Annotated in this window: 11 protein-coding genes; 6 read left to right on the top strand and 5 right to left on the bottom strand. The window is 60.1% G+C overall.

What is annotated here, in order from left to right; translation table 11 throughout:
- Window positions 1-62: 62 nt before the first annotated feature.
- Together BFW87_RS05735 and BFW87_RS05730 are read left to right on the top strand one after the other, a co-directional pair.
- Window positions 63-1211: a pyridoxal phosphate-dependent aminotransferase gene (locus BFW87_RS05735; RefSeq protein ID WP_078738980.1), complete on the top strand. Its 1149-nt coding sequence runs from the start codon at window positions 63-65 to the stop codon at window positions 1209-1211.
- Window positions 1199-1990 carry an amidohydrolase gene (locus BFW87_RS05730; protein WP_078738979.1) on the top strand — a complete coding sequence of 264 codons (792 nt, stop codon included), beginning with the start codon at window positions 1199-1201 and terminating at the stop codon, window positions 1988-1990. The genes BFW87_RS05735 and BFW87_RS05730 overlap by 13 nt, the downstream gene beginning before the upstream one ends.
- A 43-nt stretch (window positions 1991-2033) precedes the next feature.
- Here the strand turns inward: BFW87_RS05730 and leuA are convergent, their stop codons facing one another.
- The 4 genes from leuA to BFW87_RS05705 all read right to left on the bottom strand — a co-directional run bounded on the left by leuA (window position 2034) and on the right by BFW87_RS05705 (window position 7245).
- Window positions 2034-3713 (bottom strand): 2-isopropylmalate synthase, encoded by a 1680-nt coding sequence (gene leuA / locus BFW87_RS05725; RefSeq protein WP_078738978.1) that lies wholly within the window; start codon window positions 3711-3713, stop codon window positions 2034-2036.
- A gap of 426 nt (window positions 3714-4139) precedes the next feature.
- Window positions 4140-4961, bottom strand: a complete 822-nt coding sequence (locus tag BFW87_RS05715; RefSeq protein ID WP_078738976.1) for a peptidoglycan DD-metalloendopeptidase family protein — start codon at window positions 4959-4961, stop codon at window positions 4140-4142.
- 3 nt (window positions 4962-4964) lie between these two features.
- Window positions 4965-6344 (bottom strand): exodeoxyribonuclease VII large subunit, encoded by a 1380-nt coding sequence (gene xseA / locus BFW87_RS05710; RefSeq protein WP_078738975.1) that lies wholly within the window; start codon window positions 6342-6344, stop codon window positions 4965-4967.
- 10 nt (window positions 6345-6354) lie between these two features.
- Window positions 6355-7245, bottom strand: a complete 891-nt coding sequence (locus BFW87_RS05705; protein ID WP_078738974.1) for a LysR family transcriptional regulator — start codon at window positions 7243-7245, stop codon at window positions 6355-6357.
- Window positions 7246-7344: 99 nt separating this feature from the next.
- Between BFW87_RS05705 and BFW87_RS05700 the strand changes: the two genes are divergently transcribed.
- The 4 genes from BFW87_RS05700 (at window position 7345) to guaA (ending at window position 12038) form a co-directional block, all read left to right on the top strand.
- Window positions 7345-8112: a sulfite exporter TauE/SafE family protein gene (locus BFW87_RS05700; RefSeq protein WP_078738973.1), complete on the top strand. Its 768-nt coding sequence runs from the start codon at window positions 7345-7347 to the stop codon at window positions 8110-8112.
- Between the two features lie 143 nt (window positions 8113-8255).
- Window positions 8256-8804: a hypothetical protein gene (locus BFW87_RS05695; RefSeq protein ID WP_005791157.1), complete on the top strand. Its 549-nt coding sequence runs from the start codon at window positions 8256-8258 to the stop codon at window positions 8802-8804.
- 104 nt (window positions 8805-8908) lie between these two features.
- Complete coding sequence (gene guaB, locus BFW87_RS05690; RefSeq protein WP_078738972.1) at window positions 8909-10378, top strand: IMP dehydrogenase; 1470 nt, start codon at window positions 8909-8911, stop codon at window positions 10376-10378.
- Window positions 10379-10460: 82 nt separating this feature from the next.
- On the top strand, window positions 10461-12038 hold the full coding sequence (gene guaA, locus BFW87_RS05685) for a glutamine-hydrolyzing GMP synthase (protein WP_078738971.1): 1578 nt from the start codon (window positions 10461-10463) through the stop codon (window positions 12036-12038).
- Between the two features lie 162 nt (window positions 12039-12200).
- On the opposite strand, the gene BFW87_RS05680 is transcribed toward guaA, so the two are convergent.
- A complete protein-coding gene (locus BFW87_RS05680; RefSeq protein ID WP_078738970.1) occupies window positions 12201-14279 on the bottom strand; it encodes a TerD family protein in 2079 nt (692 codons plus the stop codon).
- Window positions 14280-14531: the final 252 nt, after the last annotated feature.

Raw genomic sequence — 14531 nt, 5'->3', positions numbered from 1 at the left:
TTGTGCCTTGACCCAATGCAACGGGCAGCTTAAAACTTGGGGCTCACCTGCAGGGGCCACCGATGATCACCAGCAAGCTGCCGAATGTCGGCACGACCATTTTCACCACCATGTCGCAACTCGCCGCTGAAACTGGGGCGCTTAACCTGTCTCAGGGTTTCCCGGACTTCAACGGCCCTCAAGGCTTGCTCGATGCGGTCGGCAAGCATGTGGCCAGCGGGCACAACCAATATTCACCGATGACCGGCCTGCCGGCGTTGCGTCAGCAAGTGGCGGCGAAGATCGCCCGCAGCTACGGCGCCACGGTCAATCCCGACAGCGAAGTGACAATCACCCCTGGTGCTACCGCCGCGATCTTCTGCGCGATTCAAGCGGTAATCCGCAACGGCGATGAAGTCATCGTCTTCGACCCGTGCTACGACAGCTATGAGCCTTCGGTCGAGCTGGCCGGTGGTCGTTGCGTGCATGTGCAACTGAGCCTGAACGGCTTTGCGTTGGACTTCGAAAAGCTCAAGGCCGCGCTGTCGCCCCGCACGCGCATGATCATCCTTAATACCCCGCACAACCCGACCGGCGCGTTGATCAGCCGCGCCGAGCTGGACGGGTTGGCCGAACTGATCCGCGACCGTGATATCTACCTGGTCAGCGATGAAGTCTACGAACACTTGGTGTTCGACGGCGTGCCCCACGTCAGCGTGCTGGCCCACGAAGAACTGTATCAGCGTGCGTTTGTGGTCAGCTCCTTCGGCAAGACCTACCACGTCACCGGCTGGAAAACCGGCTACGTGGTCGCGCCACCGGCCCTGACCGCCGAGCTGCGCAAGGTGCATCAATACGTCAACTTCTGCGGCGTGACGCCACTGCAGTACGCGTTGGCCGACTTCATGGCTGAACACCCGGAACACGTTGAAGAGCTGCCGGCGTTCTACCAGGCCAAGCGCGACCTGTTCTGCGACCTGCTGGCGCCGTCGCGCTTCAGCTTTACCCGGGTGACCGGCACTTACTTCCAACTGGTGGATTACTCACAGATTCGCCCGGACCTGGATGACGTCGCCATGTCGCTCTGGATGACCCGCGAACACGGCGTGGCGACGATTCCGGTCTCGGTGTTCTATCAGCACCCCCCTCAAGGCCAGCGCCTGGTGCGCTTGTGCTTTGCCAAACGCGAGGAGACGCTGCAGCAGGCGGCGGAGAAACTATGCGTGATCTGACGGCGTTGCCCGACCTGAATATCGCCCTGGTCCAGACCAGCCTGGTGTGGCATGACCGCCAGGCCAACCTCGAGCATTTCGAGCTGTTGCTGGAGCAAGCCAAAGGCGCCGACCTGATCGTGTTGCCGGAGATGTTCACCACGGGTTTTTCGATGGAGTCTGAGACCCTCGCCGAGCCGGAGCGTGGCCCGACCCATCATTGGCTCCAGGCTCAGGCGGCGAAGTACAACGCGGTGATCACCGGCAGCGTGATCATCCAGGCTGCAGACGGCAGCCACCGCAACCGCTTGTTGTGGGCGCGGCCGGACGGTGAGGTGTGGCATTACGACAAGCGCCACCTGTTCCGTATGGCGGGCGAGCACAACCACTACACGCCGGGCGAGCGTCAGGTGCAGTTTGAGCTGAAGGGCTGGCGCATTCGTCCGCTGATTTGCTACGACCTGCGGTTTCCGGTCTGGAGTCGTGATGCACAGGACACGGACTTGCTGCTGTACACCGCCAACTGGCCGGGTGCGCGACGTCTGCATTGGAATCGGCTGCTGCCGGCGCGGGCCATTGAAAACCTGTGCTATGTGGCGGCGGTGAATCGGGTGGGGACGGATGGCAAGGGCTTCGCTTACACCGGGGACAGCCAGGTGCTGGATTTCCAGGGTGAAACCTTGCTGAGCGCGGGGGAGGCGGACGGGGTGTTTCAGGTGAGCCTGAATGCTGCGGAATTGGCGGCGTATCGCACGCGGTTCCCGGCGAACCTTGATGCCGATACCTTCGAATTCACCTAACCAGATCGTTCCCACGCGGAGCGTGGGAACGATCAGTGGTGGTTTACGCCGCTTTGGCTTCCTGCTGACTCAGCGAACGGTTCAGCGCACTGAACAGTGCCTTGAAGCTCGCCGTGGTGATGTTTTCATCAATACCCACGCCATGCACCGGACGCTCGCCATTCACGCGCAGCTCAATGTAGGCCGCTGCCTTGGCATTGGTCCCCGCGCCAATCGCATGTTCGTTGTAGTCCATGATCTCCACACCAATCGGCAGGCCGGCCACCAGCGCTTCCAGCGCACCGTTGCCTTTGCCTTTCCAGTGTAGGTTGGTTTCGCCCTGGCCTTTGCCCGAGACTTCCACCTCGACAAAACTGTTGCCGTTCTCTTCCTGCAAACGATGGCTGACCAGCGCGTACGGGGTGTTGGCTTGCAGGTATTCACGCTGCAGCAAGGCGTAGATCTGTGGCGCGGTCATCTCCAGGCCCACGCGGTCGGTTTCGGCCTGTACCACTTGGCTGAATTCGATCTGCATGCGGCGCGGCAAGCTGATGTCGTATTCCTGCTCCAGCAGGTAGGCGATGCCGCCTTTGCCCGACTGGCTGTTCACACGAATCACCGCCTCGTAGCTGCGGCCAATGTCGGCTGGGTCGATCGGCAGGTACGGCACTTCCCACAGGGTGTCGTCTTTCTGCTGGGCGAAGCCCTTGCGGATCGCGTCCTGGTGGGAGCCGGAGAAGGCGGTGTGAACCAGGTCGCCGACGTACGGATGACGCGGGTGCACCTGGATCTGGTTGCACTCTTCGACGACTTTGCGCACGCCATCGATGTCGGAGAAGTCCAGCTGCGGGTCGAGGCCCTGGGTGTACATGTTCAGTGCCACGGTCACCAGGTCAACGTTACCGGTGCGCTCGCCGTTGCCGAACAGGCAGCCTTCAACACGGTCGGCGCCGGCCATCAGGCCCAGCTCGGTGGCGGCCACGCCGGTGCCACGGTCGTTGTGGGTGTGCAGGCTGATGATCACGCTGTCGCGACGGTTGATATGGCGGCCGAACCACTCGATCTGGTCGGCATAGATGTTCGGCGTGGCGCACTCAACGGTGGCGGGCAGGTTGAGGATCATCTTGTGTGAAGGCGACGGGTTCCACACCTCGATCACCGCGTCACACACTTCCTTGGCGAACTCCAGCTCAGTGGCGCTGAACGTCTCCGGGGAGTATTCGAAGGTCCACTGGGTTTCCGGTTGCTGGGCGGCGTATTTGACGAAGAGCTTGGCCGCGTTGACCGCGATGGCCTTGATGCCGTCCTTGTCCTGATTGAACACAATGCGGCGGAACGACGGCGAGGTGGCGTTGTACAAGTGCACGATGGCTTTTTTGGCGCCGCGCAGGGATTCGAAGGTGCGTGCGATCAAGTCTTCACGGCCCTGGGTCAGCACCTGGATGGTGGTGTCCTCGGGGATGTGGTTGTCTTCGATCAAGGTGCGTACGAAGTCAAAGTCGGTTTGCGACGCGGCCGGGAACGAGGCTTCGATTTCCTTCACGCCCACTGCAACCAGGGTCTTCCAGAAACGCAGTTTTTTCGCCGCATCCATCGGCTCGATCAGCGACTGGTTGCCGTCCCGCAGGTCGGAGCTGCACCAGATTGGCGCTTCAGTGATGGTCTTCGACGGCCAGGTGCGGTCCGGAATATCGATGGTCGGGAACGCGCGGTACTTCGAAGACGGGTCTTTGAGCATGCTCATCGGGAAATCCTTTGCTGTAGGGGCCGAGAAAAGGCGGCCTGCCGTGAAACTGTTTTTGGGGATGAAGCTGGGGGCGAGGCAGATCGATTCAGCCTGGCAGTCGTGCGCTGACAAGGCACAGGCTGCGGTGCTGGCGGAGCTGAATGAGGGTGTGAGAGGTTTTCATAAGCCCAACCCTAACCGCAGAGGTGAAAGATGGCAAGCAGCCGAGAAAAATTGAGAGAAGTTCTGCTTTTTGCGTATGGGGCGAGATTTTATTGCTATAAATTTCAATAGTTCATGTTTTGTTTGCGTAGCATTTGCCAGCTGCGCAATAGAGTCGACTGGCCTGGCGCCATCGCAGGCAAGCCAGCTCCCACAGTGAAGGGTGTTCCCATGTGGGAGCCGGGCTTGCCCGCGATGAGGCCAGTTGTCTCATCTTCCCTATCAGGGCTGGAAAGCGCCGATAAAGATCGCCGGGTCCACCCGGGCGTCATTGAGGCTGATGTTCCAGTGCATGTGCGGCCCGGTCGCGCGGCCTGTCGAGCCGACCTTGCCGACCACTGCGCCGCGCGCCAGTTGGTCGCCGACTTTCACGTCGATCTTCGACATATGGCAGAACATGCTGATAAAGCCCTGGCCATGGTCGACAAACACGGTGTTGCCGTTGAAGAAGTAGTTGCCGGTCAGGATCACCTTGCCTGCCGCCGGGGTCTTGATCGGGGTGCCGGCGCCGACTGCGAAGTCCAGGCCTGAATGCGGGTTGCGCTCCTCGCCGTTAAAGAAGCGGCGCACGCCAAACTTGCTCGACAGCGGCCCGTTCACCGGCTTGTCGAGCAGTAAGTTGCTCGGGGTGTTCGGGCTGAAGCTGCGATACGCCTTGAGCTGCACGGCCAGTTCGCCCTCGATGCGCTTGAGCTGCGCGGGGTCGGGGTTCACCTGGCTTTTGTTTTTCAGAGTGATGTGCTGCTCGGGGTATTTCTTGAAACCCACCACGAACGGCAGGTTTTGCGCACCGCTGGTGATGCGTTCGGTACCGGGTTTGGTGGTCAGCGGAATCCCTACAATCGCCAGCCAGTTGTTCTGTTCCTTCACCACCAGCACTGGCCGATTCAAGTAAGTGGCCTTGGGCGCCGCGGCCGACGTGCCGAGGTCGACCACCGCAACGCCGCCAGGCACCGGCTTGTTCAACAAGCGTGTGATGTAGCTGTCGGCGTGGGCGTTAAAGGTCAGGCAAACGAGCATCAACAAGCTGAGAAAACGTGGCATCAATCAATCCAGTAACGAAAGGGTGACGGGCGTCAGGTGGTTGTCTTCCACCCGCACCTGCAATTGGCCTTCACCGAGGCGCGCGGTCAGGCGCTGGCCGGTATGGGTTTGCGCAGCGTTGCGAATGGCGTGGCCGCGTTCGTCCAGCAAGATGCTGTAACCACGGCCCAGCGTCGCCAGCGGGCTTACGACCTGCAGCGTCTGCACCAGGCTTTGCAGTTGCAAGCGGCGCGCCTTGAGGCCATCGCGCATGGCGCGCGGCAGGCGTTCGGCGAGGCTGTCCAGGCGTTGGCGCAGCAGGGCCAACTGGCGGCCGGGGTGTTGGCCGGCGAGGCGGGTTTCCAGGCGAATCAGGCGTTCGCGGCGGGTATTCAGGTTGCGTTCGAAAGCGCGGCGCAGGCGCATGTCCAGGTCATCCAGACGCTGGGCTTGCTGACGCAGGCGCTCGCCGGGGTGACGCAGGCGACGGGCCATGCCTTCCAGGCGCAGGCGGTCGTGGGTCAGGCGGTTGCGCATCAGCATCACCAGGCGGCGATGCAGGTTTTCGACTTGGCGGACCAGATGGCTGGCGTCCGGCGCGAGCAATTCAGCAGCAGCGGAGGGTGTGGGGGCGCGGATATCGGCCACAAAGTCGCTGATGGAAACGTCGGTTTCATGCCCGACGGCGCTGACAATCGGCGTGACGCACGCATCAATGGCGCGGGCTACGGCTTCTTCGTTGAAGCACCAGAGGTCCTCCAGCGAGCCACCGCCACGGGCCAGGATCAACGCATCAAAGCCCCGGGCATCCGCCAGTTTCAGCGCGCGTACAATTTGCGCAATCGCTTCGCGACCTTGCACGGCGGTCGGGATCAGTGTCAGTTCAACGTTCGGCGCACGGCGGCGGAATACGCTGATGATGTCGCGAATCACCGCGCCGGTCGGCGAACTGATGATGCCAATGCGCCTCGGATGAGCCGGCAGTGGCACCTTGCGCTCGGCACTGAACAGGCCTTCGGCGCTGAGCTTTTCCTTCAGCGCATCAAAGGCCAGGCGCAGCGCACCGTCACCGGCGGGCTCCACCGTGTCGAGGATCAACTGGTAGTCGCCGCGGCCCTCGAACAGCGAAACCTTGCCGCGCACTTTCACCGCCAGGCCGTCCTTCAATGCCTGGCGCACTCGCGCGGCATTGTTGCGAAACAGCGCGCAACGCACTTGGGCGCCGCTGTCCTTGAGGGTGAAATACACGTGGCCGGAGGCCGGGCGGGCGAGGTTGGAGATCTCGCCTTCGACCCAGATATTGGTGAACACGTCTTCCAGCAACACCCGCGCGCGGCCGTTGAGCTGGCTGACAGTCAGGACTTCGCGGTCCAGGTTTAAGCGGGCAAAAGGATCTTTAATCATGGGCGGCAGTTTATAGGCATTCGTGCAGCGTTTGACAGAACTGCTCTACGAGCGCGCTGGGCGCCTGTGCGCAGGCCAGGGCCACGGTGCTCAGGCAGTTCGGGTCGGCCAGGGGCAGAAAGTGCACGTTGGCGGGGGCGATGTCCTTCATGGATTTTGGTAACAAGGCAATACCGAAGCCGGCCTGAATCAGTTGCAGCTGGGTGGTCTTGCGCGACATCACGCGCGCCGCCTTGGGGAAAAATCCCGCGCGCATGCACAACTCGGCTGACAAGTAACTCAGACCGCCGCGCTGGGGATGGGGGATCGAGATAAATGCTTCGTCCTTAAGCTGCGCCAACTCCACCCGCGTATTGCTGCGTGCCAGCGCGTGTTCCGGCGGCACCGCCAGCAATAATTCCTCACTGTATAAAGGCACCACGCGCACGCCTTCGCGCTGGCGCAACACCGGCAGGCGCAGCAGGCCGATATCCAGGCGACCGTCGGCGATTTCCTCCAACTGCGCTTCGGAGGAGAGTTTGACGATGTCCATCGACACACCCGAGCACCGCTCCAGCCAGGTGCTGATACCTTGCAATAACGGCCCGCTCATCGGCACCGTGCTCGAATGGCTCAGGCGCAGGGTACCCAGCTGGCCATTGCCGACCTGCGTGGCCATCTCGCTGGCCTTGAGCAATTCACTGAGCAGGTTGCGCGCCCGTGGATAAAAGGCTTCACCGGCAGCCGTCAGTCGGGGCTGGCGTGCGGTGCGCTCGAACAACGGGGTTTGCAGCTGGTTTTCCAGTTCTTTGATCTGTCGGCTTAACGCCGATTGCGCCACAAACAGACGCTCGGCGGCGGCGCTGAAGCTGCCGCTGTCGGCGATTTCGACGAAGTAGCGCAGTTGCCGGGTGGAGATCACGCGTCATGCCTTTTCGAGATGGGTGGGGGGCTTTGAAGATATTAGTCGCAACACTCACCGATGGCTAAAGTGGGGCCCATCTCTTTCAAGGAATAAGTCATGAGCCCGGTTGAGCTGATGAGCCAGTGGTCGTTTGGCAGTGGGGAATGGCTGGTGATCGGCGCGGGCATCGTCTTGGCCTATATCGTGTTCGGCATCGCCGGGTTTGGCACGGCGCTGGTGGCGGGTCCTATCCTTATTCTGTTTATGCCGCTGTCGAAGATCATTCCGCTGTTGGTGCTGCTGGATTTCGTGGCGGCGTTTGGCAACCTGCTGCAATCGCGACGGGATGTGGATAAGCCGGAGCTGTTGCGATTGCTACCGTGCATGGCGATAGGGTGCACGCTGGGCGTGGTGTTTTTGCTCAACCTGCATTCGGATCTGTTGTTGCTGTTGATGGGGCTGTTTATCAGCGCTTATGCGATTTATAGCTTGGCGGTGAGGGCTCGGCCCGCGCAGCTCGCTAAAGGCTGGGCAATTCCCATGGGCACGGTCGGCGGGCTGTTTGGTGCGCTGTTTGGCAGTGGCGGCTTTTTATATGCGATCTATCTGAACAGCCGTTTGCCCAAGGCGGCGGCGCAAGCTACCCAGAGTGCATTGATCAGTTGCAGCACGGTGGTGCGTCTGAGCCTCTTCCTGATTGCCGGGGTGTATGCGGATCTGGCGTTGTTGATGTTGGCGGTGTGCCTGTTGCCCGCGATGGCGCTGGGGTTGTGGTGTGGGCGCAGGTTGACGATGCGTATGTCGCGTGAGGCTTTCATCAGGCTGGTGACGTGGTTGGTGCTGGCGAGTGGCATTGCGTTGATCGGGCGGTATTTGAGTACTTGACCTGTGTGGGGCAGGGATTAAGCTGCCAGCCTTCAGGGCCTCATCGCGGGCAAGCCCGCTCCCACAGTTGAATGTATTTACACATCAAATGTGGGAGCCGGGCTTGCCCGCGATGGCGCCAGTAGCCACACCGCAGGACTCCCATGAATTCCCAAAGCATCCTTGTCCCGAAAATCTCCACCTTACCCGTCCACGAACCCCGCGCGCGGGCGATTGTGCGTTGGCTGGTGCGCAAGAACATCATCAAGGAAGAGCTGACCACCTGCGGGCGCACCGGCAACCGCATGGGCTACGCCCTGGCCGACGGCGCCCGCGCGGTGGTGTTGCACCCGGAAGCGCTGCCGTTCAACGAGCCGGTCAACGGCCTCGAAATCATCTACAAGCGCTGCATCTATACCCCCGCCAAAGGCTTTCTCGAAGAAGCCGGCTGCCCGGAGTGCCTCAAGGAAGTCGGCGAAGCCTTGTTCGAAAGCCTCGAAGACTGGATGCCGGGCCACACCGACAACTTCACCTGCCCGCTGTGTGGGCATGAAGATGACATCAACGGGTTCCTGTTCCTGCAGGAATGCGGGTTTTCCAACCTTGGGTTCATCTTCAATAACTGGGCCGAGGCGGGGTTCAAGCAGAGCTTTATCGACGAATTTGCCGACTGGCTGGACCAGAAGATGAGTTGGGTCAAAGTCGAGTTGTAACCCTTCTATCAGTATTACCAAGTTTGTCAGAGTTTTACATTGAGCCTGAGAGGGTGCATGTATATAATGGCGCGCTTCCATTTTCCCGCTCGGGAGCCCCCGCGATGCTGCGTATCAGCCAAGAAGCTCTGACATTCGACGACATTCTCCTAGTGCCCGGTTATTCCGAGGTGCTTCCTAACGAAGTCAGTCTCAAGACCCGCCTAACCCGTGGCATCGAGCTGAATATTCCCCTTGTTTCTGCTGCCATGGACACCGTCACCGAAGCCCGTTTGGCAATCGCCATGGCTCAGGAAGGCGGCATCGGCATCATCCACAAGAACATGACTATCGAGCAGCAAGCTGCCGAAGTGCGCAAGGTCAAGCGTTACGAAGCCGGCGTGGTGAAAGATCCCATCACCATCGAAGCCGACGCCACCGTACGTGACCTGTTCGACCTGACCCGCCTGCACAACATCTCCGGTGTTCCCGTGCTGCACGATGGTGACCTGGTCGGCATCGTCACCTCCCGTGACGTGCGTTTCGAAAACCGCCTTGAAATTACCGTCCGTGAAGTGATGACGCCTAAAGAGCGCCTGGTCACTGTGCGCGAAGGTGCCGACAAGGACGACGCTCGCGAGCTGCTGCACAAGCACCGCATCGAGCGCGTGCTGATCGTTGACGACAAATTTGCCCTCAAAGGCATGATGACCGTCAACGACATTGAAAAAGCCAAGGCTTACCCGCTGGCCAGCAAGGATGACCAAGGTCGTCTGCGCGTTGGCGCTGCAGTCGGCACCGGCAAAGACACCGGCGAGCGCGTCTCCGCCCTTGTGGCTGCCGGCGTTGACGTGGTGGTGGTCGACACTGCCCACGGTCACTCCAAAGGCGTGATCGACCGCGTGCGTTGGGTCAAAGAGAATTTCCCGGAAGTCCAGGTCATCGGCGGCAACATTGCCACCGGCGCTGCTGCCAAGGCGTTGGTTGAAGCCGGCGCTGACGCCGTAAAAGTCGGCATCGGCCCTGGCTCGATCTGCACCACGCGTATCGTCGCCGGTGTCGGCGTGCCGCAAATCAGCGCCATCGCCAACGTCGCCGCGGCCCTTGAAGGCACTGGCGTTCCTTTGATCGCCGACGGCGGCATCCGTTTCTCCGGTGACCTGTCCAAGGCCATCGTTGCTGGTGCTTCCTGCGTGATGATGGGCTCGATGTTTGCTGGCACTGAAGAAGCGCCAGGCGAGATCGAACTGTTCCAGGGCCGTTCGTACAAGGCCTACCGTGGCATGGGTTCGCTGGGCGCCATGTCCCAGGCACAAGGTTCCTCCGACCGCTACTTCCAGGACTCCTCGGCAGGCGCCGAGAAGCTCGTTCCGGAAGGCATCGAAGGCCGTGTGCCGTACAAAGGCACCCTCAGCGCGATCATCCATCAACTGATGGGCGGCCTGCGTTCCTCGATGGGCTACACCGGCAGCGCCGACATCGAAGAAATGCGCACCAAGCCTGAGTTCGTTCGGATCACCGGCGCCGGCATGGCTGAATCCCATGTCCACGACGTGCAGATCACCAAGGAAGCGCCAAACTACCGCGTAGGTTGATGCTTCCAGCAAAATGTTAAGTAACCGGGGCTGTCTTATTCAGCCCCGAGTTGTTTCTGATTCATTAGACGAGACTGACTTCATGGCCCTCGACATTCACGCCCACCGCATCCTGATCCTCGACTTCGGTTCCCAGTACACCCAGCTGATCGCCCGCCGCGTGCGCGAAATCGGCGTGTACTGCGAACTGCATCCGTTCGACATGGATGACGAAGCGATCCGCGAATTCGCCCCGAAAGGCGTCATCCTCGCCGGTGGCCCCGAGTCCGTGCACGAAGCCAACAGCCCGCGCTGCCCGCAAGCGGTATTCGACCTGGGCGTACCGGTCTTCGGTATCTGCTACGGCATGCAAACCATGGCCGAGCAACTGGGCGGCAAGGTTGAAGGTTCCGAGCTGCGTGAATTCGGTTATGCCCGTGTCGACGTGGTTGGCAAGAGCCGCCTGCTGGACGGCATCGAAGACCACATCGACGCCGACGGCCTGTTCGGCCTCGACGTGTGGATGAGCCACGGTGACAAGGTCACCAAAATGCCGGCAGACTTCCACGTCCTGGCCAGCACCCCGAGCTGCCCGATTGCTGGCATGTTCAACGACGAGCGCGGCTACTACGGCGTGCAGTTCCACCCGGAAGTGACCCACACCAAGCAAGGCGGGCGCATCCTGTCGCGCTTCATTCTCGACATCTGCGGGTGTGAAGCCCTGTGGACCCCGTCGAAAATCGCTGAAGACGCCATCGCCAACGTGCGCGCCCAAGTCGGCACCGACAACGTGCTGCTCGGCCTGTCCGGCGGCGTTGACTCTTCGGTCGTTGCCGCGCTGCTGCACAAAGCCATCGGCGATCAGCTGACCTGCGTGTTCGTCGACAATGGCCTGCTGCGCCTGCACGAAGGCGAACAAGTGATGGCCATGTTCGCCGAGAACATGGGCGTCAAAGTGATCCGCGCCAACGCCGAGGACCAGTTCCTCAACAACCTGGCCGGCGAGTCCGACCCGGAGAAGAAGCGCAAGATCATCGGCCGTACCTTCATCGACGTTTTCGATGCCCAAGCCTCCAGCCTGGACAACATCAAGTACCTCGCCCAAGGCACCATCTACCCTGACGTGATCGAGTCGGCTGGCGCCAAAAGCGGCAAGGCTCACGTGATCAAGTCCCACCACAACGTGGGTGGCTTGCCTGAGGAAATGAATCTCAAGCTGGTAGAACCGCTGCGCGAACTGTTCAAGGACGAAGTCCGCCGTCTGGGCCTGGAACTCGGCCTGCCGTACGACATGGTCTACCGCCACCCATTCCCGGGCCCGGGCCTGGGCGTGCGCATCCTCGGTGAAGTGAAAAAGGAATACGCCGACCTGCTGCGTCGCGCCGACCACATCTTCATCGAAGAACTGCGCAAAGCCGACTGGTACCACAAAGTCAGCCAGGCGTTCGTGGTGTTCCAGCCGGTGAAATCCGTCGGTGTTGTAGGCGATGGTCGTCGTTACGCGTGGGTCGTTGCGCTGCGTGCGGTGGAAACCATCGACTTCATGACCGCCCGCTGGGCACACCTGCCGTACGAACTGCTGGAGACTGTCAGCGGCCGTATCATCAATGAGATCGAAGGCATTTCGCGCGTTACTTATGACGTGTCGAGCAAGCCGCCGGCGACGATTGAGTGGGAGTGATCCTGCGGTAGCAGGTGAACGCTGAATAACAAAACCCCGGTCTTTTGGCCGGGGTTTTGTGTTTTTGGTACGCGGTGAGTCAAACACCACCAACCCAATGTGGGAGCTGGCTTGCCTGCGATGGCATCACCTCGGTATGACTTGATAACCAGGTGACAGGTATTAGAGAAACTCTGCTCGAATCAAGTCCGTATCGAAAGGTGTTATCCCGTGATCAGGCGCAAACACTGTCTGCGCTTGCTGTGGCGAAGCCACTCGCTCTCCCCGCGCTCGAACATGTAAGTCGAACAGTGTTTCCAAATCCGGCCGTGGCGTATGCACCAACGCTCGCAGCATCAACGATACCCCGCTGAGGTTGTTGTCGACGTTGTTCCAGCGCGGTGATGAAGTGAGTCCCAGGTCGGCCCAAATCATGCGTCGCTCCTGCAAGTCCATCACGAATGGAAGACAGATAACTGTGTCGGACGCGATGTCGATACGGTCGAACACGGATTTAGGCTCGAATACTTCACCCGACGCCACGTCCGCGCGGGCCATCCAGCCAGCGAAACATTCTGGAAGATCGCAGTACGGTTGCTGGGTATAGGAGTTGATAGACGTGACGACATAGCGGATACCCTTCTTGACGAGGATATCAAGGTCGAGGTCGATGAACTCTGACGCCCCTTTGGGCGCGTCCACGATATCGCCACTGTGGTAGCCGCCGTAACCCTTGAGGTTGTAGTACGCAACCGCTTCTCTGAAGACGAAGTCGGTGTCAAAAAATGCTGCAGACAAGTCGATGTCCGTACGTGCACGACCGTTCTTCCACCACAGGAACAGGCGAATGAAGCGCGTATCAGGGATTGGCAACCGACTGCCGCGCACCAGCGTACGCAGTGACTTTGCTGAGGCACGCTGTGCCAGCGGCACTCTGTATTCGCGTAATTCGGGATCGATGAAGCAGCGACCGAGCGGCGGTAGCGACGCAAAACGTTTTACGAGAGCGTCCTCGCAGATTCGGGCTGCACGCGCCAGCACGTCCGGTGTTAGAGACTCGCGCCGATCTTTGATGGCATAGACTTTGGCCAGCGCACCTTTCGGCGTGAACGCTCGCAGAGGAAGAGGGCGTGGCGAACGTACTTGGGTCAGCAGTTGCAGCAGAACAGGTGAGGACACGTGTGCCGCAACCGCCTCGAACGCGTCTAGAACCGGCTGTGGTTCTGCTGCTCGTCTTAGGGTTGCGTCCAACCGTCGTGCGAACTCACCAGGACGACTCTGTAATAGATGCGTGAGCGTGACGATGTGGCGCTGGGCAAACAAAGTTTCTACACGTGACCCAAACGAAGCAGGCGCATCATTGCGCCGCGCTGCCGTGATCGCGGCCAGCGCTCGTGGGTATTTATCGGCGTAGTCACCCGGATGCAGTACTTCAGACAGGCGTTTCCAGCGTTCAGCATGGCGCATCACGTCTTCTACAGCGTTGGGTATTTGGTCGAGTAGGCGCAAAAGCAGACGGCGTATAGAGCGCTTCATGGCTGTGAAACGTGTCGAAGCTGTCGCTAGCGACACATCTCCACCATTCAGAGCGACCGCGAGTCGTAGCACGTCAGTCGCTGTTTCGACGTTTTTCTCAAGGAATGCGCCCACCCGTGCATCGCCGGCTACCTGCAGGATAAGTGCGCCGCCAATCTGTGCGCGGATCTCCCGGAACGGAATGGCTTCAGGCAGTAGGCGGAACACATCGTTTTTGTATGTTCGGATAAACCAGGCGACATCGGCGGCTTCATCTTCGGAGAGCGAAGTGCGTGATGAAACCAGTGGCTCAAGCAGTGCCTCAAATTCATTGACGCTTCCCGGTTCGATAACGCGGGATATGAAGTTGCCTTCAAGCATCGCAGGTCGCGAATGTTCAGTTGGCGGTAAACGCAGAAGCGTAAAGTAGTGAATGACGGCGTTAAGGTACAACTCCCCCTCGGAGGCGGTCAGGACCTGCTCTGGAAAGTCAGGGTAAAACGGCCGGTGCTGGACATGAGCACCAGTTTGCCGTTGAAGGATTCCGATGATTTCGCTCAACCAATGCTTGAGTTCTGTCGCTGACAACGTGCCGATTTGTTCAATCAGGGACTCTGATAGTACGCATCGGAATGCCGCGACTTCCCGGACCGCCGACGCGACCTGAGCGCGCGTCGCAGCGCCAGTGCCAGTGCCCATCGGGACGTGAACTTTGCTACGGCGACGCAGGAACAGCTCCTGATTCATGCTTGATTTTCTCCTTGGGTCGCCGTCGTGGACGAGTTGCAGCGTCGTTTTACAGCTGATGTAAAAACGCCTGCAAGAAGCAGGCGCAGTGTGGAGAGCGAAACCCCTAGGTCATAGGAGGTTAGAAGGAAGGTGTTCCATAGCCACGAACGCATCCTACGGAAGGTTGTATTTGTTTGCCAAGTAGCGATATATCTCAACGGTAACAAGCTGCTTCACCAGGCTACCTTTTTGTACAGTCGCTTGGTGGGA

The organism is Pseudomonas fluorescens (assembly GCF_002022275.1).
GTDB lineage: Bacteria > Pseudomonadota > Gammaproteobacteria > Pseudomonadales > Pseudomonadaceae > Aquipseudomonas > Aquipseudomonas fluorescens_AJ.
The sequence above is the reverse complement of the archived record's forward strand: the minus strand, read 5'-3'. Positions and strand labels throughout refer to the sequence as shown.